The organism is Chitinophagaceae bacterium C216 (assembly GCA_028485475.2).
GTDB lineage: Bacteria > Bacteroidota > Bacteroidia > Chitinophagales > Chitinophagaceae > Niabella > Niabella composti.
The window spans coordinates 212,435-237,381 of the sequence record CP144143.1 but is presented as its reverse complement, the minus strand read 5'-3'; the positions used below and the strand labels follow the sequence as shown (position 1 = coordinate 237,381).

Genomic DNA, 24,947 nt, shown 5'->3' with positions numbered 1-24,947 from the left:
AGGTAAATATTATGTTACATGCAATCGTAAATGGCGTTATTTATAACGGTGAGCAGGTTATACACGACAGGATCATTGTTGTTGAAAATGGTATGATCGGGGAAAGCACTGACCGTGTGCCTATCGGAGCCACCGTTATGGATGTGGAGGGGAAAAATATTGCACCCGCTTTTATTGATATTCAGCCCAATGGGGGTTATGATCTATATTTCTCAAAAGAGGTTTCGGAAGCTGCTTTGGACGACATGTATCAAGCTTGTATTGATCATGCCACAGGTTTTTTGTTGCCTACATTGATTTCTTCCGAATTTGAAACCATTCTTAAAGCTATTGAGGTTGTTAAGCAGTATCGCCAGAAACAGCCTGGCGTATTAGGAATGCATTTGGAAGGTCCATTCCTTAATGTAGAAAGACGAGGTGCCCATCCGGCACATATTATTCGTAAGCCTACAAATGAAGAGTTGCAGGCAATCTTAAACGCAGGAGCCGATGTAATAAAAATGATTACGATTGCTCCGGAATGTTTTACAGAAGCGCAGTTGCAAATGCTGCTCGATAGTAACATTAATATTTCTATTGGGCATACTACAGTGAATTATGATCAAGCGCAGTATTATTTTTCAAAAGGTATTAGCTTGGTTACTCACTTGTATAATGCAATGAATCAAATGGGGCATAGAGAGTGTGGCCTGGTAGGAGCGGTGTTTGACAATGACACAGTGTATGCGCCACTGATATTGGATGGAGGACATTGTCATTATGCAGCAGCTAGAATAGCATACAAACAAAAAGGCGACAAACTTATTTTGCTTTCTGATGCTTCTTTTCTGGGCAGAAAAAAACAACGCTTCGACTGGGAACATCTTAGTATCACCATAATTGATGGCTTTTATAGAGATGCCTATGGCAATCTGGGTGGCGCAGCAATATCCATGGTTGATGCTGTACGAAATGCCGTAACGCATTTGCATGTTTCCATTCAAGAAGCTGTGGAAATGTCCAGTAGTCGCGTAGCTAAGGCTATACGCATGAATGATAAGCTGGGGTATATCAAACCCGGTTATCCGGCTAGGCTTGTGTGCTTTGACAACCATTTACAAAACTTTAAGACTATCATTTTATAGGGGCAGCCTGATGATAATCATTTCGTCAATTGATGATGATCATTACGTGCTTCTGGGCGGAGCAATAGTTTTACAGCAATATTGGTTATAATGAAGCTGTATATTGCAAAAGATATTAAGCCGGAAGAGATAAAGAAGCAGTTTTCAGCCTATTATCCCTATTTGCGAATAGAGCTGTACAAGCTCCTCGGTAATGATATAGGCAAGAAAGAAGCCCGTGCCATACTGCATTTTGCCAATCTTAAACAGGACGGTTATATAAACATTGGAAAATTGGTAACGGTATCCGAACTCGAAGCCCAATTTGCTAAGCTGGGTTTGAGAGCCGAAGTATTTCGACGTTGTGGGAATGTATGGGTAGAAACATCATTAACTAACAACTGGACACTGGAACAGCAAAATACTGCTGCGGAGGAGGTCAGCAATCACTTTTAATACGGGAGTTGCCGCAGTTTTTCTTCATTCAAAATTATAATAGTCGTTCCTTTTATATCGATGAGTTTTTCCGATTTGAAATCTGATAACGTGCGAATCAATGATTCGGTAGCAATGCCGGTAACCTGAGCCAATGTATCTCTCGATAATCTAATTTCATTAGTACCGGGTGTTTCACTTTTGAATTTATCCAGCATTACAGTGAGCTGGTAGGCGACTTTTTTTCGAAGTGTATTGTAAGCTAAGTTGAGCAGTGCTTCTTCCTTTTCCAGTACATTGCTACTCATCAAATGTATAAACTGCTGGGCTACCTGGATATTAGAAGAAATAAGCGATAAGAACTCTTCTTTAGGAATAATCATAATCTCCGCATCTTCTAATGTTTCGGCGGTTTCTTTGTAGGGCAAATTTTCGAGGATATAGGTATAACCCAGAAAATCGCCGGCGCCTAATATGTTGGTGATAAATTCCTTTCCGTCCTCATTGGTTTTATAAATCTTCACTTTCCCAGATTTGATATAATACACGGCTTTTGGACGCTGCCCTTCGTTATACAGGATTTGTTTCTTCCGATAATCGTAAGCTTCCCTGTTGCCGGAGATAAGCGGGTTTTCATTGGGGCTCGCTGTAGTTTTATTAAACGGTACATTGTTCGTATTCCCTGCTGAAAAGTGTTGTTTAGTCAGCTCTGCTTTTTGAAGGCGGGTTTCTACGGCTTTTAGTAATTCTATGCCCTCAAAAGGTTTGGTAATATAATCGTCCGCACCAAGTTCCATGCCTTTTCTGAAATCAGATTTTTCAGATTTAGCTGTAAGGAATATAAAGGGGATATGACGGGTTTCGGGCTGCTGATGCAACAAGTACACGACGCCGTAACCATCCAGCACGGGCATCATCACATCGCAAATGATAAGGTCTGGTTTTTCTTTTATAGCCATTTCGGCTCCCATCTTCCCATTGGCAGCAGTAACTACCTCATAGTTGGAAAGCTCCAGTATTTCGGCAATATTTTCTCTTACCTCTTCGTTATCTTCAATGACAAGAATTTTTTTCATTAGATTGATTTCAGTCTTTGAATTGTACTGCAAAAATACTTAAGATGATGGTAGTTGCGGAATAAAGACCGTGAATGTAGAGCCCTCATCTAATTTACTACTAAAGGTGATGCGCCCGTTCATCAGTTCCAAATACTTGACGATGATATGTAATCCCAAGCCTGTACCTTGAATATTGACGGCATTTCTGGCACGGAAAAATCTTTCAAATAAATGCTGCTGATCCTCTTCAGAAATGCCGATGCCGTTATCTTCTACCGACACAGAAAGCTCGTGCGGCTGAATGCGACAATGCACTTTTATAATCCCATTTTCTTGGGAAAATTTGATAGCGTTAGAAATCAGGTTGATGCAGATATTTTTTAAAAGACGATCATCAACATAGATATCATTATTGCCTTCGTGCGTAAACTCGATGATCTGACCGGGTTTACAATTGATTTGCATATCCTGAATGATGTCGGCAATTTCTTCAATGCATTTTTTTGCCGTGAGATGTATGGGATAACATTGTACCACCCCTTCATCCAGTTTATCAAGCGAAAGAAAATCATCCAAAATCATTTTCATGTCATTCGCAGCGTTTTTAATGCGATTGATATGCTTGATACGCTTCGCAGGCTCGTTTGATTCGTTGTATTGTTCTAATAAATAGGCAGAAGATAAAATGGTGCTGAGGGGTGTTTTAAATTCGTGCGAAGCCATCGATACAAATTTGGACTTTAACTCGCCTAAATCTTTTTCAGCTTTAAGAGCTTCGCTTAATTCGGCTTTAGACTGCTCCAGAGCAGACAGGGTTTCGCGCAGCATACGCGTACGGTCGTCAATCTTTTTTTCGAGTGTGGCATTAAGTGTTTTGATTTCTTCAGTAACACGTTCCAATTCTTCCTTCTGCTGCACTAAAGTTATTTCCTGCTTTTTACGTACCGTAATGTCTATTACAAAAGCAATAACATAAATTTTGTTTTCGATATAATAATGGCTGAGGCTTACTTCCACAGGGAAAACGCTACCATCTTTTCGCTGTCCGTACAAATCCCGTCCGTGCCCCATATTACGAGGGGAAGGTTTATGATAGAATTCTTGTCGGTAGGAAATATGTTTTTCTCGAGCTCCCGGAGGAAGTAGAATTTCAATAGGTTGATGGATAATTTCTTCCTTGCTATAACCAAAATATTTTTCCGCCTGTCGATTGAAATTGGTGATTTCCCCTTTTTCATTAGTAACGATTATTCCAATAGTGGCATAATCAAACATTGCCTTAAACCATTGAGATTCATCCTGAGTATGTTCCACTGAAGCCATAAAATGCAGTAATTACCTAAAGGTATAAAACTTTGTAATTGGGCAAAAGGTAAATTAGAATAGTTGCAACAAATTTTCTTAATATTTAATAGTTCTAACGCAGCCCTAATAGGTGAAGATTGTTGAAGTTGCAGCTGCAATGGAGGCGATTATTTAACGTTAATTTTTTATAATAAAATTACAATCGCTGATGCACTAAAAAGAGTGCATTGTACGTTTATAATACAGTTTGTTGCTGACCCAAGCCTTCTGAATAATTAGAGTATTTATCACAGAATTGAAGAGACTTCGAACGGATATCATTGCTTGCGCTGATATACAATATTTTAGAAGATAGCATGTTCCGATCATTTCTTAACGTTCAAATCTTTTAGCTATGCATTTGAATAAAGCTCAGGACATTATCATTGAGGAGTTTGAAGCCCTCTTTGACAATTTGAAGAACAAGCGGCAATATTTCCGCTATCTGGCTGATTTAGGTGCACAGCTGCCTACGGATACGTCCATTCGCACAGATGAAAAACTTATTCATCTGTCCAAGTCCAGGATATGGCTGGATGCAGAATGTCGCGACGGAAAAGTATATTACAGCGGCGATAGTGACAACAGCATCATGAGGGGAATTTTATTCTTATTCCTGAAAGTTTTTTCAGGAAGAACACCTCAAGAAATCATTGATTCTGATATTTATTTTACTAATGAAATTGAGCTGTTTGAAAATCTTTCGCCTGAAAGACGTAAAGAAGTTTCGTCTATACTGGTACGTATACGGTCGTTGGCAGCGGGGCTCCAGGCCCATATGTTGAAGAGCGCCTGATTAGTCTTTGTCAAAAAATTAATGCCTGCTGATTCAAGAAGATGCAGCAGGCATTTTTCATTAGATGGGTGTGTTGAAAATGTCTAGAGCCTCTTTATCGTCATAATGTATGATGAGCTCTTTTAGTCTGGATTTTAACTGAGCGATAATGGGTGCGTATTCTTTCTGGTTATAAACATTGTGCAGTTGCTTTGGATCTTTCTTCAGATCAAAAAACTCCCATCCTTCTACTCCTTTATAGAATCGTATTAACAGATAATCCTTCGTTCTTATGCCAAGATGAGGTGATACGTGATGCGGCTGTGGATATTCGTAATAGTGGTAATAAATGTCTTTCTTCCAGTTGTGAGGTGTTTGTTGTTTTAGTATAGGAAGAAAGGAGGCTCCCTGCATTTCGGAAGGGGTTTTAATTCCTGCGATATCGAGAAGAGTAGGAGCCCAGTCTACATTGGAAACAAATTCTTTAATGCGTGTGCCGGGTTTAATAACACCGGGATAACGGATTACAAAAGCAGTTTTTAAAGACTGATCATAAATAAATCTTTTATCGAACCAACCATGTTCACCCAAATAAAAACCCTGGTCGGATGCGTAGATAACTACTGTGTTTTTGCTAAGACCGGTGCTGTCCAGATAGCTCAAAATTCTTCCGATATTCCGATCCATGGAGCGAGCTGTTGCATAATAGTCTTTGAGATAACGTTGAAACTTCCATTTAGCAAGATCTTTACCATTTAATTTTTGAGCCTCGAATTTTTTGGTGATCTCTCCGTAATACTTTTGGTAAGCTGCTGCTTGCTCTGCATCTAGTGAGCTGTAGTCGCTATTGCGGGCAAAGTTTCGCAACTCTTTATCGGTAAATTTTTTGTTGGGATAATATTCTTTTAAGCGTTTACGAATTTCATTTAAGTCTGTATTTCGGTTAATGCCGAAGATCTGACCGATTTTCAGATCTTCTTTAAGTCGCATTGTTTTATCAATAGTCATGTCTTGTTGTTGGGCCGCAGGTCTACTTTCATAATTGTCAAAAAAGTCGTCGGGAAGCGGAAAATCAATAGCGTCATATGCTCCTAAGTCGGGTAAGTCTGGCAGCCATGACCTATGCGTAGCTTTTTCCCCAATTACAGCAAAAAAAGGTTTGTTGGGATCGCGCTGCTCCATCCATTCAAAGAAGAAATCGGTGATGAGGTTGGTAACATAGCCTTTGTATGCCGAAGTATCATTATTGATGTTTACAAATGTTGGATTAAAATAATGTCCTTGTCCTCCCGCACTGGCTAATACGTTCAGATAGTTGAAGCCTTTAGGTAACGCGTTCAAATGCATTTTGCCAATCCATGCAGTTTGATATCCGTTTTGTTGCAACAGTTGAGGAAATACGAGCTGTGCAGTATTGATTGGCGTCCCGCCATTATCGTAATAACCATTTTTATGACTATATTTTCCTGTAAGCAATGTAGCACGGCTGGGGCCACAAATAGAGTTAGTTACAAAATTGTTTTCCAGTAGTGCTCCTTCTTTTGCGATGCGATCGATATGAGGTGTTTGTACCAGGTTGTTGCCGTATGCGCTTATAGCTTGATACGCATGATCATCAGAAAAGATGAGAATAATATTGGGATGTTGTTGATGTTGTGCATTGATAATGGCTGTACCTATGAACAAGCCAAGTAAAAGTAATTTTATTTTTTTCATAACTAGATGAAGTTTGTTGAGTCAAAAAGTGGAATCACTTCAGTAAGCTTATTATTCAGCATCTGCCGGATAAGGAAGGGGTTTACCCGAAACTTTATCTTTAGGCATTGGTGCATTATAAGCTTTCAACAATTTGCCCAATAGAGCTACCAGTTCTTTTGTTTTATGAGGATAAATGGTCGAGAGGTCTTTCTGCTCGCCAATATCCGTCGAAAGGTCATATAATTCTGCATTTCTAGTCTGTTGGTTATAAACTAATTTCCAATTATGCTGGCGTAGGGCACTGTGATAATTGGTGCCTGGAAAATTGCTCGGTCTCCAATAATTGGGATAATGCCATAATAGAATTCTAGACGTATCCGCAAGAGAGGGTTCTTTCAATTGTGGAACTAAAGATCTGCCGTCGATTTTTTGAATAGTCTTGTAATTTTTCATGCCTGTAATATCAAGCAATGTAGGGAAAAGATCTTCTATGATTATGGGGGTATGGGATACCTGACCTTTTTTGACAAGCTTCGGATAGCTTACAATAAACGGGATTCTAATACCTCCTTCATACACTGATCCTTTTCCTGCTTTTAAAGGGGCGTTGTGCGTTAAAGGTTTATCGCCTCTTGGAGGTAAAGACAGACCACCGTTATCGGATAGGAAAAAGATTACGGTATTGTTCTTAATTCCTTTTTGCTCGATAAAATCTATAACATCGCCCAGACTTTTATCCATTCCTTCGATAAGCGATGCGTATTTTGCCTCGGCGGAGTCTAATCCACGGTCTAAATACTTTTGAAAGTACCGAACGTCTGCCATAAGTGGTGTGTGTACTGCATAATGAGCGAAATGAAGAAAGAACGGTTGTTTTTTGGCAACGGGGTACTCCAGACTTTTTAAAGCTTCTCGTGTAAGTGCTTCTGTAAGGAATGTACCGGTTTGATAATATTCTTCTAAGTCCGGAACTGCTTGTGCAGCTACTTTTGAGCCAGGTATATTTCCATAGTTGTCTTCGGAAAGATAGCTCTGCGGATGACCTGCCGCATGTCCTGCTACATTTACAATAAATCCAAGATTATATGGATTCGCTCCGGGAGTACCTTGTGCACCCCAGTGAGCTTTTCCTACGTGAATCGTAAAGTATCCGGCGGCTTTTAATAACTGAGGTAATGCCGTAGCATGAACTGTTTTTTCTATGCCAGCTATGGGACTAAAGCCATTAATGTTCCAGTCGGCATAATCGTAGGGAGGATTTTTGGCATCGGCGACAGTGTTCTTAAGAGGATGTGTCCAGTTGGTTACATGATGGTGGGCAACATTCATGCCTGTCATCAAGCTTACACGCGAGGGGGTACAAACCGGTGCTGCATAGGCGTCGGTAAAGATCATCCCCTCTTTAGCCAGTCGTTCCATATTGGGAGTATGATACTTCTTGTTATTAGCTGTAACACTTCCCGCAAAAGGAACCGAAGTGTCGAGCCACCCCATATCGTCCACAATAAAAACAATAATATTGGGTGCATTAGGAGATTGCGCACGCGACACGATTGTCAATAGAAGTATTGAGGCAATCAATAATAGTCTGCCATACACGTGTTTCGATGTTAAGTTAATATCCATCATTTTGTTTAAGATTTGGATTTTTATCTATTTCTTCTTGTGGAATCGGGAAAAGAACCTGATAATGTTGAGCATTATGTCCTCTTTGTCGAGCTTCACCGATAAAAGTACCTTTTATTATTAGATCCTGCCGATGCATTTCTTCTGCATGAAGCTCCCACACTCTTTCTTGAAATATCGCATGGCGCTACGATTCTGCACTCGGCATGCAGATAGCTGTAAAGATGTAATACCTGCTTTTGCCCTCACTTCATTTACTAAGTTAATACTTGTTGCATTAGGATCGTAGTGTTTGATTAGTGCTTCTGCAGATGCGAGGATTATATCAGCATGTCTAATAACAGGCCAATCGTTTCCTCTATTAGCTACAGTAGCGATTAAATCTACCTTGAATTTCAAATTGCATATATTATCTACTCCTAATTGCACTAATGCACCGCAGGTGTTATAAATAATAATGTGTTATGAATGAATGCTGCGGGTATCATTTTGAGCAAATGAATTATAGAAACTGGTGTATGTTTTGAATTGTTTCGTATAAATAGTGTGAGGAAAAAGGGAGGATTTAATGGTGGTGAGTGCTTGTTTGTAGAAAAGCTTAATCGTAATGAGGGGAAACGACCAATAATTGATTATCTCTGATATGTTGCCAATCCTCCCTTTATGGTAGTTGCGATGTAAAACTATACGGAGTACAATACAATATTTAATTTCGTTGACGCCACGGAAGGATTCGAACCTTCGTAGTAGGTTTTGCAGACCTCTGCCTATCCACTCGGCCACGTGGCTTTAAGGTGTAAGGTATGGTTGATGGGTTAGTATTGTAGTGCTACTGCTTTTTTATCTTCCTGCTCTCCGGGTCGGGGTTTGTAGATCTGTGCCGCTACATGCTCTACAATACGCGGAGGCACAAATTTTGTAACGACCGCATTGAGCTTATTGATAAAGCCTGGAACGATTTCGGCCTTACCTTTAAACAATCCTTTAACGGCCACTTGTGCTACTTCTTGCGGTGTCATATTAAACTTTGCTGCGGTTTTTAAAGTATGTGTTTTCATGCCTGCTCTTTCTACGAAAGCGGTATCGGTAGGACCTGGTATCAGACAGCTAACCGATACAGTGCTGTCTTTTAATTCATATCTCAAGCTGCGCGTAAAGGAGCGCACGAACGCTTTCGACGCTGCATATACTGATAAATAGGGCACGGATTGATAACAGGTAGTACTTCCTACATTCAGCAGATACGATTCTGAGAATCGTTTTAAAACAGGAACGAAAGTATGAACAATGCGTAATTGCGCTTTTACATTTACATCAATGATATTCAGCTGATCGTCTAATGAGCCTTCGGTAAAAGGAGTATTTAAGCCGAAGCCTGCATTGTTGACTACAATATTCAAATACAGATGATACCATTTTGTTTTTTCAAAAATTTGCTGTGCGGCATCCGGTTGTGATAGATCCTGTACTATAGGAAACACGTCTACATAGTATTTATCTTGAATGTATTGAGCTACTTCGTGTAAGGATCTTTCATCCACATCTACTAGAATAAGCCCTTTTTTGAGTTTTGCCAACTCTATGGCTATTGCTGCGCCTATACCTTTTGCTGCGCCTGTAACAAGTGCGTATGACATATTCAGTTTTTTGTTTTCTTGTTTAAAAAGTTTTGAATAATTGATAGGATCAATAGTGGGATCATATTGTTGGATTTAACTGCGGTTCGTATTGCGGCACTTTTTTCTTTGCTTGTTTTTTAAATACCAGCGAAGCCAGTCTGTGATATAGCGGTGTTTTGCTATCGGCTGTTTTGGGCTGATAAGCGCCCGTTATTACCGGTATATACATCACACGACGTCTACTTTTTTCTCCGATATAAGGAGATTGCTGCACACGATGCCATAAACGTCCGTCGTGTATGGTAAGATCTCCGGCCTGAATATCCAATCCCACTTCATTTTGATCGGGCTCGTGATCGATGAAATATTTCTTCTTAAAGAAAAGGGTGAAAAATCCTTTATTATGGGTACCGGGCAATACTCTTAACCCTCCGTTGCTTTGAGGGCAATCGTCTAAATGTAGTCCTACATTCAGCATGGGCTTGATTCTTGATCCTAGAAAAAGATCTCTGGGACTATCCGTATGCCAGCCCAGTCTTGTAAAGGAACTGTCACTGGTATTCAGATAGTGATTTACTACTAGCCCATCTTTTTCCAATTCTCCTATGCGTCCTTCGTAAGGCGTGAGTAATTTAGTCAATTCCTGCACCTGATCACTTTTCAAAAAATTACTGAGTGTACTGCTGAACAACGAAGCAAAGGCTATGCGTTGAATAAGCGGAGCGCCATCCACATTATAACCAAACTTTAAAGGAATGCCATTGACTTGTTGAATGCCTTTGTTTAATAAATGCTGCTCCACTTGATAGATTTCGTACAAAAACTCTTTTACGGTATGATAAGATATAAATTGTTTAAAGTGGATAATGCCATATTGTTTCAAATGTTCAATATGTAAAGATGTTATCTGACCATTGAAGTGAAATTGCTGTGTGGGTGTGCTCATGTGATTACAGTATTTAGTGGTGAAGAAATGTAAAGAGTATCCGGTATTGCTATAGCGAAAAGCAATGTAAGCTAGCGGCAACACATGACAGGTATGTGTATGCAACAACACATGTCGGAAATGTAGAAGTAATATGTTGCAGAATGCCTCATAGGTTATATTCTGATGCAAACATATAAAGTATTTATTAGTCTACCAAATGAGTAGACTAATAAATTGTAAAATTTTTTTTAAAGCAAAAAGCTCACTGTAAATAGTGAGCTTTTTTTATAGATAGCAATTATGAAGAAGTAATTTTATAAAAGCTTTATCAATATTCGAATGCTCCAAATAATTACTAATACACCTACTAATATGAATGCTGTTTTTCTGGGAAGTCTACCGGCGAGTTTAGCTGCTATCGGAGCTGCTATCAGTCCACCTAAAATCAGACCCAGTATGGTTTGCCAGTGACTTACACCTAGCAATATAAAAAATGTAAAGGCGCTGGATAGGGTAACAAAGAACTCGGTAATACTTACAGAGCCTATTACGTATCTGGGGCTACGGCCTTTGGTTATTAATGTAGTAGTAACGATAGGCCCCCATCCACCTCCACCGAATGAATCAAAGAACCCCCCGGCACCGGCTAATAGTCTGTAATGTTTGAATTTCTTTTTTCTAATTTGCTTTTTGAAAGCGTTGTATAAAATCTTTATTCCTAGGAAAAGCGTGTAGCAAGCCAATAGAGGACGTACCCAGTCACTATATTGTTCTCCTAGCCATACTAACAATATTGCACCACCAATAGCACCAATTACCCCAGGAATCAGTAATGTTTTAAACAATTTTTTGTTGACATTGCCGAATTTGTAGTGGCTGTAACCCGATGCACCACTAGCGAACATTTCAGCAGTATGTATACTACCACTAATAGCAGCAGGGTTTACACCGGCAGACAATAATATAGTGGCGCTGGTTACACCATAACCCATACCCAGCGCTCCATCCACCAGCTGTGCAGCAAATCCTGCAGCCAGCATGATCAAGAAGGAGCTTCCCAGCGAGTCGTAAAGTGTTACTAGCTGTTGCTTAATTGCATCAAAGGGCCAGAAAGAAAAAATAATATGACCAATGAGCATTAAAGCAAAAACACCCAATGCGTAGGAAGCAATTTTTTTATAGGAAAGCTTTTTACGTTTTGTATTTCCATTGAGCGGCACGCCGCCATTTGCAAAAATATTCATAGGGGCATCTCCTTGCAGAATATGCACATCGGTTAATCCCAGTTGGGAGGCATCCAGCTGTATACGTTGCATCAATTGTTGCTGATTCCCCGCAATAATAACCAAATTGGCATTTTCCAAATCCTTTTTTTCATAGGGTCTTTCTTCTACAGTTACATAATCAAACTCGCTTTCGAGCTGTCGTATCGATTCGTCTATTTTTTCAGCCTGAATTCTTATAGTAGCTTGGGGTAAATTTTTTAATAAAGTTTTTAGTAGTACTACCTCTCTATCTCGAGCTCCTACAATGAGCACATCCATCTCATCTGTTTTGAGAAACACAGGAAAACCCTTTGTTACTACCTCCGTGCCACTATCAAATTTTGATAAAACTTCACTCATAAAATACACACAACGATTAAAAATATTCGCGAAGATAGGCTTTTTACATTTATCCTACTAAATTAGTGGACTATCAATTAAACCATTGGTTCGCAAATGATGTCTTAATTTTAATGCGTTTACATTGCTCGCCACAATAAAGATTTGCATGATAAAGAGAGGAATACTGTTTTTTCTAGGAATCTGGTCTACTTTTTTAGTTACAGCCCAATCTTCTTCTAACAAGTGGAACGTATTATTTATAGCAGTGGATGATCTGCGTCCCGAGCTGGGTTGTTATGGTAATAAATACGTTTATTCACCCAATATCGATGCTCTAGCTTCGGGCGGTGTGGTATTTATGAATCATTATGTAACTGTGCCTACTTGCGGTGCTTCCAGAGCTAGCATACTTACCGGAAAATTACCTCGTACTGTGCAGGACCTGAGTAACGAAGCGATGGAACACAAATTGAAAGGAGTACCCTCCGATTTTAACCCGGAAACTTTTGTGCATGCATTCAGGCTAAACGGCTATTACACGGTAGGTATTGGAAAAATCAGCCATGCACCAGATGGATATATTTATAAGTATCAGGAGCCCAAAAGCAATCGGCTGGAGCTGCCCCAAAGCTGGGACGAAATGTTGTTTAACGCTGGCAAATGGGGTACTGGCTGGAATGCATTTTTCGGGTATACTGATGGAACAAACAGAAATGCGCTAAATGGTGAAGTAAAACCTTATGAAGCAGCCCATGTTTCGGATGATGCATATCCTGATGGGTTGACCGCAGCATTGGCAGTGCAAAAACTGCAGGAGCTTGCCAGCCGCAATCAGCCATTCTTTTTGGCCGTGGGCTTTTTTAAACCGCATCTTCCGTTCAATGCCCCTAAAAAATATTGGGATCTTTATGAAGAAGAGCAAATACCTCTTGCACCGTTTTCCGATATTCCTGAGGGCGTGAATGAGGCAAGCCTGCACAACAGTGCAGAGTTTAATGGGTATAAGAAAGGCGAAGAAAAGGCATCGCTCCGGCAAGCTGTATCCGATGCCTATGCGCGAAAACTCCGACATGCTTATTTAGCTGGGGTTAGCTATGTAGATGCTCAGATAGGTAAAGTACTAGATGCTCTGAAAAAATTGCATCTTGAAGAAAACACGATTGTCATTGTGTGGGGGGATCATGGCTGGCATCTAGGCGACCAAAGAGTATGGGGAAAACATACACTATCGGAATGGTCCTTAAGAAGCCCGTTAATCATCAAAGTACCAAGTGTTACAAAAGCCTATTCTTGTAAGAAGATTGTAAGCAGCGTAGATATTTATCCTACATTAACGGAGTTGTGCGATGTTAAAGTAAAACATCAATCTGATGGTCGAAGCTTAATTCCGTTATTAAAGAATCTTAAGGATAAAAATTGGGAAAATGTGGCGTACAGTTATTTTAGGCGCGGCATTAGTATGCGTACGGAACGATACAGACTCACCAAATATTTCAGAACCGAAACACCGGCAGTTGAATTATTCGATTATGACAGCGACCCTTTTGAAAGAAAGAATATGGCAGCAGAACACCCCGAAATTGTAGAACGTTTGACGAAATTGTGGGAGAAAGGTAATACAGGAATATGGAAAGCCAAGGGCGGGTAAAGCTATCCGAAACAGTTTTCTAATGCATCAGAGAAAGTAAAGTCGGGATGACTGGATTCGAACCAGCGACCTCTTCGTCCCGAACGAAGCGCGCTACCGGGCTGCGCTACATCCCGTGTGATATTACCCCGTTTTTTTGGGGGTGTAAAAATATAGCTTTTGCATCAAGCTGCTAAAATTTTGCAGAAAAAAATTTATAAGCAGCTGCCATGTTGTTTAAATGGTCTCAGACGTTTCATCACGCTCTTTCTTCAATCGGGGTGCATTTAGTTGTACTACTCGTTTATCGGTTCGTTTGCGCATAATCATATTCAGCACTTCCACCACAAAGGAAAAGGCCATGGCAAAGTAGATGTAGTTTTTCAGGTGCAGCTCGTGGGCTTTTTCGGAGTTCCAACCCTCTACTATCAGACTTACGCCTATCATTACTAGAAACGAAAGAGCCAGTATTTTCAGTGTAGGATGCTTTTCAATAAAATCCGCAATCTTCGGACTGAAGGTAAACATCACAATCATCGCCACAATTACTGCCGCTATCATAATTTCCAGATGTTTGGCCGTACCTCCGGCAGTAATTACACTATCGAACGAGAACACCGCATCGATAAGCAAAATCTGTGCAATGGCTACACCAAAGGTTAAGGTTTTACGGTTTTGTGGATTCGCCATGGGGTCTTCTCCCTCTAGCTTATGATGGATTTCTTTTACCGATTTATATATCAAAAAAATGCCTCCCGCCAGCATTACTAAGCTGGCCAGGTCAAATCCTTTTCCAAACCAGCTATCAGGGATAATATATTTGCCTTTTTGTGACAACAGCCAGCTGAGTGCGGCCAATAACAAACAGCGGCTGATGATGCCGGTAATCATCCATGTAACACCCCCTCTCTTCTGTAAATTACGGGGAAGGCGGCTCAAGATAATGCTTACGAAAGTTACATTATCGATACCCAATACGATTTCCAGTATTACGAGTATGATGAAGCTTACCAGCGAATCGAAGGTAAAAAGCTCCGGTGCGGAGATAAATAATGTTTCCATGTCAGGGTTTATAAAGCGTCGCAAATTTGCTTAACGATGGTAGGTCCTTGATAAATAAACCCTGTCCATACCTGCACCAAAGTGGCGCCTGCAGCCAATTTTTCCCGGGCATCTACCGCGCTAAAGATGCCTCCCGAACCGATAATGGGAATGCATCCTTGTGTTTGTTTATGCACATACTCTATAATGGCCGTACTTCTGGCTCTTACGGGTTTTCCGCTTAAGCCTCCATTTCCAATTTTTTCTAGTTCTGTTACGGGTGTTACCAATCCGTTACGGTCAATAGTGGTATTGCTGATGACCAACCCATCCAGTTTTACTTCATCGGCCAGCTCAATCACATCATCAATCTGCGCCTGGTTCAGGTCGGGTGCTATTTTTAACAGTATAGGTTTGGCTACGGCCTTACCATTGTTAATCATGGCAAGGTTCCAAATAATTTTTCTAAGCGATTCTTTATCCTGCAATGCGCGTAGGCCGGGTGTGTTCGGACTGCTCACATTCACCACAAAATAATCTACATAATGATGCAGTTTGTTAAAGCAGGTGGCATAGTCTTTCCACGCATCTTCGTTAGGCGTTACTTTGTTTTTACCAATGTTACCACCAATAATGAGCGGATATTTTTCTTTGACGGCAGCTTTTTTTTCTCTCCATTGCCGAAGTCGCTCTGCAATTGCATCTGCACCGTCGTTGTTAAAGCCCATTCGATTGATTAAAGCCCTATCGGCCGGCAATCTGAATAGGCGTGGTTGCGGATTGCCGGATTGCGGTAATGGGGTAACGGTGCCTATTTCCACAAATCCAAATCCCAATGCTTCCAGTTCGTTCAGAAATACGGCATTCTTATCAAAACCGGCAGCTAGTCCCACCGGATTTTTGAATACCATATTCAGAAAACGCGTCTCAATGGTTTTAGAAGGTGCTGTAATGGCACTTACCAGCTTCTTGCCGGCCTGTGTAGCCGTAAGCAGGTGTAAGTGGCTCATTGCCATATAATGAGCCCTCTCCGCAGGAAACAAAAAGTATAATCTTCTTAGTAGGGAATACATCGATTGCAAATATAGGTGATGTTAAGGTTGTATAATGATGTTTATGTTACTGGCTGTGGTACGGTTACGCATCGCTCTTGTGTCACTCACTTGTACTGCGGTGCATAGCTCGTCATTTATTGATGGCAGACAAATCCATGGTTCATGCAATTTTCGTAAGTTTGAAATACACGGTTGCTTATGCAACTATTTAATCATTTTTCCAGTTTAAATTCTATGCTCATGACAGAAGCATATATCGTAGCCGGATATCGAACTGCAGTGGCCAAAGCCAAGCGCGGCGGTTTTCGCTTTTATCGTCCGGATGATTTGGCCATCGAAGTTATAAAAGGATTAATGGCGAGTGTGCCACAACTAGAGCCCGCTTTGATAGATGATGTAATTGTGGGCAATGCCGTACCCGAAGCGGAGCAGGGCCTACAAATGGGACGTATTATCGCTGCGCGTGCATTAGGTATCGAAACACCCGGGGTTACGGTCAACCGCTATTGTGCTTCGGGATTGGAAACCATCGCCATCGCCACTGCTAAAATTAGATGTGGCATGGCCGATTGTATTATCGCAGGCGGAACCGAGAGTATGAGTATGGTGCCTGCTTCCGGATGGAAAACCGTTCCTTCTTACAATATTGCCAGCGATGCCCCCGATTATTATTTGAATATGGGCCTCACAGCCGAAGCTGTGGCTAAGGAATACCATATCAGTCGCGATGACCAAGATGAGTATAGCTACCATTCGCATCAAAAGGCATTAGCTGCTATAAAAAACGGTGTGTTCAAAGACGGAATCTTACCCATAACCGTGGAGCAAGTTTATCTGGATGAAAAAGGAAAAAAACAAAAGCGCACTTATGTGGTGGATACGGATGAGGGACCACGTGCGGACACTTCTATAGAAGCGCTGCGCAAGCTGAAACCGGTATTTGCTGCCAATGGTACTGTTACGGCGGGGAATGCTTCTCAAACCAGCGACGGAGCCGCCTTTGTGATTGTGATGAGCGAGAAGCTTATGAATCAACTCCAACTGCAACCAATAGGTAGACTTGTGGTATCGGCAGTAGCAGGAGTGGAGCCCCGAATTATGGGTATTGGCCCTGTAGCTGCTATTCCAAAGGCTTTAAAGCAAGCAGGTATGAACTTAGCTGATATCGATTTGATAGAACTAAATGAAGCTTTTGCTTCACAGACATTGGCTGTTATACGCGAAGCCGGTTTGGATGCTACCAAAGTAAATATCAACGGGGGTGCTATTGCCTTAGGACACCCATTGGGTTGTACCGGTACCAAGCTCACCGTGCAAATCTTAAACGACTTGAAAAGACTAAACAAAAAGTACGGCATGGTCACCGCTTGTGTGGGTGGTGGACAGGGGATTGCAGGCATCATCGAAAGGTTGTAAAGTATATCCATTAGTTATAACAGATCATCTCTCCAACCCAGAATAAATTCGAATGGCCAAACCATTTTCCAAAACACTTAACCTCGTCAATATTGTAAAGCAGCTTTGGCCTTTCGTAAAGCCTTATCGTACCATGGTGTTGGGCACTCTCACGCTCACACTCATTGGTGCAATGGCGGCACAGGTCAATCCGTTAATCCTCAAGTATACAGTGGATCATGTGGATGTGCTATTGCATCATCCCGACCCCATGAAAGAGGGTGTAAAATTGCTGGGTGTTATTTCCGCCATATTATTTGCTAAAGAATTATTGAATATTTTCATTCAGTTCGGGCAGAAATACTACGGCGAAAAGATCCGCATCAATGTCAGTAACACACTAGCACAAAAAGCCATCAGCCGTATTCTTACTTATCGCATGCATTTTTTTGCATTGCCCGAAAATCAATCTGGTAAATTACAGACGCGTATTGATCGAGGTGTGGAAAGTCTTACACGACTGGTACAAAACTTTTTCATCGATATATTACCATTATTCTGTAATGCGATACTGGCATTGGTAATCATGTTTACGGCCAATGTATATGTAGGCTTAATAGCGATAACTATATTGCCGGCTTATTTTCTGGTAAGTGCCAAGCAGGCTAAGAAACTGCAGGGGGTGAGGCGACAGCTTAGATCGGGACGAGAGAATAAAAGTAACGGATTATTGAATCTTATTGATTCCATTACGGTTATCAAAAGCTTTGTTAGAGAAGATATTGAAGAAAAAAAACAATTAGCTATCCAGCAGGAGCTTACGGATAATCAGCTATACACCCGTAAAACGAATTTTACTTACGATGGTGTTAAAAGCTTTATCGAACAGATTGGGGTAGTATTGATTATCATTTTAACCGCCTATCTGGTGTTGAACCATCAAATTAGTATCGGTGCTATTATGTTGCACATCATGCTGTTTAATAATGTGTCCGCTCCGATACGGCAACTGCACAGGATCTACGATGAAATTAACGATGCCTTTATCTATGCCGAAGCCTATTTTCAAATTATCGAAGATGATGAGGAAATTGAGGCTAATGGCGGATATGTGGTTACTGAAGCAGAGGGCACTTTCGAGATGCGCGATGTAAGCTTTACTTACCCCAATGGCACCAAGGCGTTACATAATGTAAGTCTGAAAATTCAAAAAGGTAAAACTACAGCCCTTGTAGGTCTCAGCGGTGCGGGCAAAAGTACTATACTCAATCTCCTCAATAAATTTTATGAGCCAGATAGTGGTACCATTTTACTGGATGGTGTTGATTTGAAAGAATATGATAATAGTTCATTGCGTAGCGAGATAGGATTGGTATTGCAACGTAATCACATTTTCAAAGGAACTATTGAAGAAAATATTCGGTATGGTAAAATTGATGCTACGGAAGCGGAAATTGTTGAAGCGGCTAAAAAAGCTTATCTGCACGATCAGATTATGGATCTTCCGTTGCGATATAAAAGTGATGCACAGCTCTTAAGTGGTGGCCAGCAACAACGTATTGCGATTGCTAGGTTATTTTTAAAAGATCCACCTATTATCTTTTTGGATGAGCCCACAGCGAGCCTAGATGCTATCGCCACCGAGCAAATTAAAAACAGTATTGATGCCATCAAGCAAAACCGTACTGTAGTGATTATTTCACATTCCATCTCACAGATTGTAGATGCAGATGTGATTTATGTGCTGAAACAGGGACGTCTGGTAGAGAGCGGCAAGCATGAAGAGCTGATTAAACGTGAGGGGGTGTACAAGGAAATCTTCGAAGCCTCGGCTCGTAGCTTAAATATTGCTAGATTGGCCCAAACTTTTAAGAGCTAATACTTCCTATTTTCCGCATTTCGCAAATGCTTTTTCCCGATTTCGATAATAAAGTAATACGGCATGCTTATACTTTTGTTATCACAAAAGCCTGTGGCTCCTTTGGCTTTTGCTTACTGAGTAAGTTTTTCTGAAAGGTGCCAACAATTTTGCCTTCACATCTTTCCTAAAAGCAGATAGTTTTCGAGAATTACACCATTTATGTCTATAAGTGGTGTTTTTTTTATGCGGGTACACTTCAGTGGCGCTTCCTGAAGGCATCTCTAATAAACTGATAAAAAAGAATTAATACAGAAATAGTTGGAACTTATTAAATTTGAGGAACGTGTAATGGGGAAGATTCGGAACGTGGTAAGGATGTTATTTCTTGAATGTGATGAGATTGCTCTAAGCACTTGGTGTTTTAAAGGTCAATAGCTTTTTTACGATTGCTTATTTGGTTTTTATAACGGGATGCTTGCATATTGATATTTCTGAAATTGGATAAGGATTCTATTAGGAGTTTACTGCATAAATTATAATACCATGTCAACAATATCTCGTAGGGAATGGTGTAAGATATCTTTGGCCGGAATGACTGGCATGTTGATATCGCCTTCGCTACAACACTTTTCTTTAATCGAAGAACAATATAAGGAGGTGATTATAGGTGTGCAAAGCTACAGCTTTCGCGACCGGAATTTGGACGAGGCTATCGCAGCCATGCAACAGTTAGGATTTACGAGTTGTGAATTATGGACAGGCCATGTAGAACCCCGCGAGTTTATGTGGAAGCGTGATGCCACCCCGGAGGAACGGAAGCGCAATGCCGAAGGATTAAAACGATGGCGCGAAACAGTAACAATGGATCAGATTGAAGCGATTGCCGAAAAATTTAAAAAAGCCGGTATTCGTATTCAGGCGTTCAACGGTACGTTTAATAAAAGAGATTCAGAAAAGGAGTTTGAACTGGTATTCAAAATAGCAAAAACATTGGGAACCGATACGATTACCACTTCCACCACAGTAGATCAGATGGGCAGAATAGATGTGTTGGCCCGAAAATATCAGATAAAAGTGGGGATGCATAATCACTCCCATGTAGAGGATCCCAATCAATTCGCCACGCCTGAAAGTTTTATGCGTGGTATGGAGGGTAAGTCGGACTTTATACGCATTAATTTAGATATCGGGCACTTCACTGCTGCGAATTATGATCCTGTAGATTTTATTAAAAAGTATCACGATAAAATTGTTTGTCTTCATATTAAAGACCGCAAAAAGAATCAAGGACGTGTGGTGCCTTTTGGACAAGGCGACACACCTATTGTGGATGTATTGCAATTGATAAGAGATAAAGGCTGGCCGATTCCTTGTAATATCGAATATGAATATGCTGCAACTGACGCACTCACCGAAATAAAAAAATGTATTGATTATTGTAAAAACGCACTCAAAGCATGAACAAAAAAAACGTTATTTCTCGCAGAAAATTTCTTGCCCAATCGGCCATATTGTCGTCTGTTTTTATTGTACCGCGTCGTGTATTGGGTAGAGGCTATACGCCCCCCAGCGATATGATTAATTTCGGCTTTATTGGAACCGGAAGACAAGCTTTTTATCTAAAACAATCTTTCTTAAATACCGGTGAGGCACAAATTGCAGCAGCTTGTGATGTATACAAACGAAAAGTAGATACTTTTGTTAGGGAAGTAAACGAGTATTACGCAAAATTCACCGGTAAATCATCCTATAACGGTTGTGTAGCCTATAGCAATTTCACAGAACTGCTCCAACGAAAAGATATAGACGCCGTAGTGATCGCTACTCCCGATGCTTGGCATGCAACTATGACTGTAATGGCAGCCAAAGCCGGAAAAGATATTTACTGTGAAAAACCACTGTCGCTTACTGTGACCGAAGGACGCGCTATGGTGAATGCGGTAAAAAAATACAAGAGAGTATTTCAAACCGGTAGTATGCAGCGTTCCTGGCCAGAGTTCAGGCAGGCGGTGGAATTGGTACGTAACGGCTATCTTGGTGAAATTACCAAGGTGCAGGTAAGTGTGGGAGCTCCCCCCGTTCCTTATGATTTACCCGAAGAGCAGTTGCCTGCAGATCTGGATTGGAATATGTGGTTAGGCCCCAATACGGAATATGTGCATTATAACAATTTGCTGAATCCGGCCTTAGATAATCCAGTATGGGCTAAATGGCGCAATTATAAAGGTCTTGGTGGCGGTGATATGACAGATTGGGGGGCACACATGTTTGATATTGCACAATGGGCGCTAGATATGGACAGAAGCGGTCCCGTAGACATTACACCACCAGGCGTAAATGGTGCTACCGCTTTAACCTATCGCTATGCTAATGGTATTGTGATGACCAAAGAAAACTTTGGAAAAAATCATGCCGTAAGATTTATCGGTACTAAAGGCACTTTGGACGTACAAAGAAGAAAGCTAGAAACCAATCCCGAACAGTTGCGCGATCATAAAATAGGCTCCAATGAAAAAAGAGTGTATTATAGTGAAGATCATTATAAAGATTTCATAAATGCTATGCGTATGCGTACAGAACCGGTGGCAGATATTGAAACAGGCCATCGTACCGCTACGGTGTGCAATATTGGTAACATTGCATTCGAAGTAAAAGAATATCTAAAGTGGGATCCTGTAAAAGAACGATTCACCAATAATGAGACAGCCAATCAATTATTAACGAGACCCATGAAGAAGGAGTGGTCTGTTTTCTAGAAGGAAAAGAACGAAAGACTTAGGTCTAAATTCACTTAAAAGAAAATATAATCATGAATAAATACTTTCGTCAATTCTGGTTATTTGCGTTATTGATTGTTTGCTTTAAGTTAGCTGTTCATGCTCAGCAGAAGCAATATGAACCTCCGGCTTTATCGGACCCAAATTCCTGGACTATGATTTTACTGCCGGATCCTCAGACTTATCAGAAGTTTGAACGTAATCAGCCCATCTTTGAACTTATGACGGCATGGATTAGTGAAAATATCGATAAGCTGAATATTAAACTGGTAATGTGTACAGGAGATTTGGTGGAGCAAAACGAAATTATCAATCCTAATGGTGTTTCGGTAAATCAGCCCAGTAAGAAGCAATGGGAAGCTGTTGCAAGAGGATTTAGCAGGTTGGATGGTAAGGTGCCTTATATGCTTGCAGCCGGCAATCATGATTATGGTTATAGCAATATTAGTGTTCGCCGCACGCAATACAATAAGTATTTTCCGGTGGATAAAAACTTCTTAACTCAGAAAGGTATTCGTGAGGTGGCGCTCAACGCCGAGGGGGTACCCACGCTGGAAAATGCAGTATTTGAATTTACATCACCGCAGGGTAGAAAGTTTTTGCTGATGACATTGGAGTTTGCTCCACGCGACACTATCTTAAGCTGGGCCAAACACACGCTAGCGCAGGATAAATACAAAGACCATACGGCTATTATTCTTACGCATTCTTATCTCAATTCCAAAAATGAGCATATTGAGAAAGAGAACTATAAAATCAGCGAAGGCAATTATGGTGCTGCTATCTGGCGTAAACTGGTACAGCCATCTTCCAATATTCAGCTGGTATTTTCCGGACATATCGGCGCTCCTGATAATGTAAAGGCGCATGTAGGTTTCAGGCAGGATAAAAATGCAGCCGGAAAGAATGTAAGTCAGATGGTGTTTAATGCCCAAGCTTTAGGAGGTGGCTGGCATGGCAACGGTGGCGATGGGTGGTTGCGGATATTGGAGTTTTTACCCGATAAGAAAACAGTGAAAGTGAAAACCTTTTCACCCTTGTTTGCGATTTCCCCTTCAACCCAACATCTAGCATGGAGAACCGAATCGTACGATCAGTTTGAGTTCAGCATTGATTAAAGGATAGATCCGTCTAATCCTATGCTTTTAGAATTTTAGAAGCACGCTGTTTTATTTTTAAGCAGTGTGCTTTTTTATTGAGTATAAAAAGTTGTTATGGAACATTAATGTACTTATGAATTTGCAGACTAAGCTCCCATTTGGGATTTTTCTTGATGTAGTCGACAATAAGAGGTGTAACCTGTGCGGCCTTACTCCATTCGGGTTGCAAGTATAATTTGCAGGTAGGGCTTACTTGTGCGGCAAATTGCTCCCCCCATTCAAAATCACTCTTATTATATACAATGATTTTGAGTTCATGGGCCAAGGGTAGTATTTCGGGGAGGGGTTGTTTAAACTTTTTGGGTGAAAGGCAGATCCAGTTCCAGTAACCACTTAGCGGGGAGGAACCCGATGTCTCGATATTGGTTTGGATACCTTCTTTTTGAATCGCTGTAGTAAGCTCGTTTAAGTTATGTAGCAGCGGCTCTCCACCGGTGATCACGGCAATAGGAGCTCCGGACTGTTTTATATGCGATACAATTGTTTCTATGGACAGCAGAGGATGTCCTTCAAAAGCCCAGCTTTCTTTTACATCGCACCATACGCAGCCCACGTCACATCCTCCAAGACGTACAAAATAAGCGGCACGTCCTTGATGGAAGCCTTCTCCTTGCAAGGTATAAAAGTGCTCCATCACGGGTAAATATGTTTCGGCTTGTAAAGAAGGGGTGTTAGACATACGCTACAGAGTCGGGCATTGCTAGATAAAAGCAGGTAACGGAAACACTCTGTTACCTGCTGTACCATCAGGTTATTAATCTTTTTGTGTACAGGATTTGTAAGTATTCTTCATCAACGCGGCGATGGTCATAGGGCCCACTCCTCCTGGCACTGGGGTGATGTAAGAGCACTTGGGCGCCACATTAGCAAAATCAACATCTCCCACCAGACGATAACCGGATTTTTTAGAAGCATCCGGGAGGCGTGTAATTCCCACATCTATTACCACAGCACCTTCTTTTACCATGTCGGCTTTAAGAAATTCAGGCTGACCAATAGCTGCCACAATAATATCGGCTTGCAGGCAGACGTCCTTCAGATTTTGAGTTTTTGAGTGACACACAGTAACGGTACAGTTACCGGGCTGTGTATTATTACTCAACAGGATGCTCATAGGGCGTCCTACTATATGGCTGCGGCCGAGCACTACAGCATGCTTGCCTTTAGTCTGGATATTATAGTGCTCCAACAACAACATGATGCCGTAAGGGGTTGCCGGTATAAAAGCCTCCTCTTCACCCATAATCAACCTACCCATATTCTCGGGATGAAACCCGTCAACGTCCTTTTGAACTGCAATAGCTTCAATGACTTTTTTCTCGGATATATGAGCGGGTAAGGGAAGCTGCACCAGAATCCCGTCTACCGAGTAATCTTCATTCAGTTCTTCTATTTTTTCGAGAAGTTTTACCTCGCTGATGTCTTCTTCGTATTGGATAAGGGTCGATATAAAACCAATTTGGTTACAGGTTTTGACCTTAGAATTGACATAGGTTTGGCTGGCACCATTATTTCCTACCAAAATTGCAGCCAGATGAGGTATCTTTTTGCCCGCTGCTGCACGTTGTGCTACGCCTAGTTTCAGTTCATTTAAAATTGTTTGGGCTGTATTCTTTCCGTCTAGTAATTGCATGTGCAAATATGCGTTAATTTTTCTAGACTAAAGCAAACACATGAATAACAAAGTAATAATTAATATAATTGATTTCAATCAATATTCTGATTTTGCATTAGGTCATTTCTAATATATAACTAATAAAAATTTCAATTATTTATCAGATCTACATGGGTTTTTTCTTAAAAATTGGTAAAGATCAAGTCAATTTTTTGTTAAAAAA

General features: G+C 40.9%; 22 protein-coding genes and 2 tRNA genes. 9 read left to right on the top strand and 15 right to left on the bottom strand.

Annotated features, from left to right (window positions below):
• The first annotated feature begins 11 nt into the window (after positions 1–11).
• Both nagA and PIECOFPK_RS00940 read left to right on the top strand, forming a co-directional pair.
• Positions 12–1,124: an N-acetylglucosamine-6-phosphate deacetylase gene (nagA, locus tag PIECOFPK_RS00945; protein WP_409966297.1), complete on the top strand. Its 1,113-nt coding sequence runs from the start codon at positions 12–14 to the stop codon at positions 1,122–1,124.
• Positions 1,125–1,214: 90 nt separating this feature from the next.
• Complete coding sequence (locus tag PIECOFPK_RS00940; protein ID WP_330975079.1) at positions 1,215–1,559, top strand: hypothetical protein; 345 nt, start codon at positions 1,215–1,217, stop codon at positions 1,557–1,559.
• On the opposite strand, the gene PIECOFPK_RS00935 is transcribed toward PIECOFPK_RS00940, so the two are convergent.
• Complete coding sequence (locus PIECOFPK_RS00935) at positions 1,556–2,614, bottom strand: response regulator (RefSeq protein WP_330975078.1); 1,059 nt, start codon at positions 2,612–2,614, stop codon at positions 1,556–1,558. The genes PIECOFPK_RS00940 and PIECOFPK_RS00935 overlap by 4 nt on opposite strands.
• Before the next feature lie 39 nt (positions 2,615–2,653).
• The gene (locus tag PIECOFPK_RS00930; protein WP_330975077.1) at positions 2,654–3,919 is read right to left on the bottom strand and encodes a PAS domain-containing sensor histidine kinase; all 1,266 of its coding nucleotides are present in this window, start codon (positions 3,917–3,919) and stop codon (positions 2,654–2,656) included.
• A gap of 376 nt (positions 3,920–4,295) precedes the next feature.
• On the opposite strand from PIECOFPK_RS00930, the gene PIECOFPK_RS00925 reads away from it, so the two are divergent.
• Positions 4,296–4,736, top strand: a complete 441-nt coding sequence (locus tag PIECOFPK_RS00925) for a SufE family protein (protein WP_330975076.1) — start codon at positions 4,296–4,298, stop codon at positions 4,734–4,736.
• A 60-nt stretch (positions 4,737–4,796) separates the two neighbouring features.
• Here PIECOFPK_RS00925 and PIECOFPK_RS00920 read toward each other — a convergent pair whose 3' ends face one another.
• From PIECOFPK_RS00920 to PIECOFPK_RS00885, 8 genes are all read right to left on the bottom strand, one after another.
• A complete protein-coding gene (locus PIECOFPK_RS00920; RefSeq protein ID WP_409966296.1) occupies positions 4,797–6,431 on the bottom strand; it encodes a sulfatase in 1,635 nt (544 codons plus the stop codon).
• 51 nt (positions 6,432–6,482) lie between these two features.
• The gene (locus PIECOFPK_RS00915; protein ID WP_409966295.1) at positions 6,483–8,042 is read right to left on the bottom strand and encodes a sulfatase; all 1,560 of its coding nucleotides are present in this window, start codon (positions 8,040–8,042) and stop codon (positions 6,483–6,485) included.
• Entirely contained in the window at positions 8,029–8,178 is a 150-nt protein-coding gene (locus tag PIECOFPK_RS00910; RefSeq protein ID WP_409966294.1) for a RagB/SusD family nutrient uptake outer membrane protein, read from the bottom strand. The genes PIECOFPK_RS00915 and PIECOFPK_RS00910 overlap by 14 nt, the downstream gene beginning before the upstream one ends.
• Complete coding sequence (locus tag PIECOFPK_RS00905; protein WP_409966293.1) at positions 8,160–8,468, bottom strand: RagB/SusD family nutrient uptake outer membrane protein; 309 nt, start codon at positions 8,466–8,468, stop codon at positions 8,160–8,162. Before PIECOFPK_RS00905 ends, PIECOFPK_RS00910 begins: the two co-directional genes overlap by 19 nt.
• 289 nt (positions 8,469–8,757) lie before the next feature.
• Positions 8,758–8,828, bottom strand: a tRNA-Cys gene (locus PIECOFPK_RS00900).
• Positions 8,829–8,854: 26 nt separating this feature from the next.
• Positions 8,855–9,676, bottom strand: a complete 822-nt coding sequence (locus PIECOFPK_RS00895; protein WP_409966292.1) for an SDR family NAD(P)-dependent oxidoreductase — start codon at positions 9,674–9,676, stop codon at positions 8,855–8,857.
• A gap of 61 nt (positions 9,677–9,737) precedes the next feature.
• On the bottom strand, positions 9,738–10,604 hold the full coding sequence (locus PIECOFPK_RS00890; RefSeq protein ID WP_409966291.1) for a phytanoyl-CoA dioxygenase family protein: 867 nt from the start codon (positions 10,602–10,604) through the stop codon (positions 9,738–9,740).
• Positions 10,605–10,900: 296 nt separating this feature from the next.
• Positions 10,901–12,211 carry a TSUP family transporter gene (locus PIECOFPK_RS00885; protein WP_409966290.1) on the bottom strand — a complete coding sequence of 437 codons (1,311 nt, stop codon included), beginning with the start codon at positions 12,209–12,211 and terminating at the stop codon, positions 10,901–10,903.
• A 148-nt stretch (positions 12,212–12,359) separates the two neighbouring features.
• Between PIECOFPK_RS00885 and PIECOFPK_RS00880 the strand changes: the two genes are divergently transcribed.
• Positions 12,360–13,841, top strand: coding sequence for a sulfatase (locus PIECOFPK_RS00880; RefSeq protein WP_409966289.1), 1,482 nt, complete (start codon positions 12,360–12,362; stop codon positions 13,839–13,841).
• 42 nt (positions 13,842–13,883) lie between these two features.
• Here PIECOFPK_RS00880 and PIECOFPK_RS00875 read toward each other — a convergent pair.
• The 3 genes from PIECOFPK_RS00875 to PIECOFPK_RS00865 all read right to left on the bottom strand — a co-directional run bounded on the left by PIECOFPK_RS00875 (position 13,884) and on the right by PIECOFPK_RS00865 (position 15,934).
• Positions 13,884–13,957, bottom strand: a tRNA-Pro gene (locus tag PIECOFPK_RS00875).
• Between the two features lie 100 nt (positions 13,958–14,057).
• Complete coding sequence (locus PIECOFPK_RS00870) at positions 14,058–14,882, bottom strand: TerC family protein (RefSeq protein ID WP_409966288.1); 825 nt, start codon at positions 14,880–14,882, stop codon at positions 14,058–14,060.
• A gap of 8 nt (positions 14,883–14,890) precedes the next feature.
• Entirely contained in the window at positions 14,891–15,934 is a 1,044-nt protein-coding gene (locus PIECOFPK_RS00865; protein WP_330975069.1) for a quinone-dependent dihydroorotate dehydrogenase, read from the bottom strand.
• Between the two features lie 222 nt (positions 15,935–16,156).
• Between PIECOFPK_RS00865 and PIECOFPK_RS00860 the strand changes: the two genes are divergently transcribed.
• From PIECOFPK_RS00860 to PIECOFPK_RS00840, 5 genes are all read left to right on the top strand, one after another.
• On the top strand, positions 16,157–17,332 hold the full coding sequence (locus PIECOFPK_RS00860; RefSeq protein ID WP_330975068.1) for an acetyl-CoA C-acyltransferase: 1,176 nt from the start codon (positions 16,157–16,159) through the stop codon (positions 17,330–17,332).
• Positions 17,333–17,384: 52 nt separating this feature from the next.
• Positions 17,385–19,190: an ABC transporter ATP-binding protein gene (locus PIECOFPK_RS00855; protein ID WP_409966287.1), complete on the top strand. Its 1,806-nt coding sequence runs from the start codon at positions 17,385–17,387 to the stop codon at positions 19,188–19,190.
• A gap of 525 nt (positions 19,191–19,715) precedes the next feature.
• The gene (locus PIECOFPK_RS00850) at positions 19,716–20,633 is read left to right on the top strand and encodes a sugar phosphate isomerase/epimerase family protein (protein WP_330975066.1); all 918 of its coding nucleotides are present in this window, start codon (positions 19,716–19,718) and stop codon (positions 20,631–20,633) included.
• Positions 20,630–21,928, top strand: a complete 1,299-nt coding sequence (locus PIECOFPK_RS00845; protein WP_330975065.1) for a Gfo/Idh/MocA family protein — start codon at positions 20,630–20,632, stop codon at positions 21,926–21,928. Before PIECOFPK_RS00850 ends, PIECOFPK_RS00845 begins: the two co-directional genes overlap by 4 nt.
• A gap of 53 nt (positions 21,929–21,981) precedes the next feature.
• A complete protein-coding gene (locus tag PIECOFPK_RS00840; protein WP_330975064.1) occupies positions 21,982–23,067 on the top strand; it encodes a metallophosphoesterase in 1,086 nt (361 codons plus the stop codon).
• Between the two features lie 94 nt (positions 23,068–23,161).
• Here the strand turns inward: PIECOFPK_RS00840 and PIECOFPK_RS00835 are convergent, their stop codons facing one another.
• Positions 23,162–23,788 (bottom strand): 7-carboxy-7-deazaguanine synthase QueE, encoded by a 627-nt coding sequence (locus tag PIECOFPK_RS00835; RefSeq protein WP_330975063.1) that lies wholly within the window; start codon positions 23,786–23,788, stop codon positions 23,162–23,164.
• Between the two features lie 75 nt (positions 23,789–23,863).
• The gene (locus PIECOFPK_RS00830) at positions 23,864–24,742 is read right to left on the bottom strand and encodes a bifunctional 5,10-methylenetetrahydrofolate dehydrogenase/5,10-methenyltetrahydrofolate cyclohydrolase (protein WP_330975062.1); all 879 of its coding nucleotides are present in this window, start codon (positions 24,740–24,742) and stop codon (positions 23,864–23,866) included.
• Positions 24,743–24,947 lie beyond the last annotated feature (205 nt).

Coding starts and splice junctions, on each gene's coding strand:
- nagA (WP_409966297.1), top strand. CDS start 12: ATGTTACATGCAATCGTAAATGGCGTTATTTATAACGGTGAGCAGGTT.
- PIECOFPK_RS00940 (WP_330975079.1), top strand. CDS start 1,215: ATGAAGCTGTATATTGCAAAAGATATTAAGCCGGAAGAGATAAAGAAG.
- PIECOFPK_RS00935 (WP_330975078.1), bottom strand. CDS start 2,614: ATGAAAAAAATTCTTGTCATTGAAGATAACGAAGAGGTAAGAGAAAAT.
- PIECOFPK_RS00930 (WP_330975077.1), bottom strand. CDS start 3,919: ATGGCTTCAGTGGAACATACTCAGGATGAATCTCAATGGTTTAAGGCA.
- PIECOFPK_RS00925 (WP_330975076.1), top strand. CDS start 4,296: ATGCATTTGAATAAAGCTCAGGACATTATCATTGAGGAGTTTGAAGCC.
- PIECOFPK_RS00920 (WP_409966296.1), bottom strand. CDS start 6,431: ATGAAAAAAATAAAATTACTTTTACTTGGCTTGTTCATAGGTACAGCC.
- PIECOFPK_RS00915 (WP_409966295.1), bottom strand. CDS start 8,042: ATGATGGATATTAACTTAACATCGAAACACGTGTATGGCAGACTATTA.
- PIECOFPK_RS00910 (WP_409966294.1), bottom strand. CDS start 8,178: ATGCATCGGCAGGATCTAATAATAAAAGGTACTTTTATCGGTGAAGCT.
- PIECOFPK_RS00895 (WP_409966292.1), bottom strand. CDS start 9,676: ATGTCATACGCACTTGTTACAGGCGCAGCAAAAGGTATAGGCGCAGCA.
- PIECOFPK_RS00890 (WP_409966291.1), bottom strand. CDS start 10,604: ATGAGCACACCCACACAGCAATTTCACTTCAATGGTCAGATAACATCT.
- PIECOFPK_RS00885 (WP_409966290.1), bottom strand. CDS start 12,211: ATGAGTGAAGTTTTATCAAAATTTGATAGTGGCACGGAGGTAGTAACA.
- PIECOFPK_RS00880 (WP_409966289.1), top strand. CDS start 12,360: ATGATAAAGAGAGGAATACTGTTTTTTCTAGGAATCTGGTCTACTTTT.
- PIECOFPK_RS00870 (WP_409966288.1), bottom strand. CDS start 14,882: ATGGAAACATTATTTATCTCCGCACCGGAGCTTTTTACCTTCGATTCG.
- PIECOFPK_RS00865 (WP_330975069.1), bottom strand. CDS start 15,934: ATGTATTCCCTACTAAGAAGATTATACTTTTTGTTTCCTGCGGAGAGG.
- PIECOFPK_RS00860 (WP_330975068.1), top strand. CDS start 16,157: ATGACAGAAGCATATATCGTAGCCGGATATCGAACTGCAGTGGCCAAA.
- PIECOFPK_RS00855 (WP_409966287.1), top strand. CDS start 17,385: ATGGCCAAACCATTTTCCAAAACACTTAACCTCGTCAATATTGTAAAG.
- PIECOFPK_RS00850 (WP_330975066.1), top strand. CDS start 19,716: ATGTCAACAATATCTCGTAGGGAATGGTGTAAGATATCTTTGGCCGGA.
- PIECOFPK_RS00845 (WP_330975065.1), top strand. CDS start 20,630: ATGAACAAAAAAAACGTTATTTCTCGCAGAAAATTTCTTGCCCAATCG.
- PIECOFPK_RS00840 (WP_330975064.1), top strand. CDS start 21,982: ATGAATAAATACTTTCGTCAATTCTGGTTATTTGCGTTATTGATTGTT.
- PIECOFPK_RS00835 (WP_330975063.1), bottom strand. CDS start 23,788: ATGTCTAACACCCCTTCTTTACAAGCCGAAACATATTTACCCGTGATG.
- PIECOFPK_RS00830 (WP_330975062.1), bottom strand. CDS start 24,742: ATGCAATTACTAGACGGAAAGAATACAGCCCAAACAATTTTAAATGAA.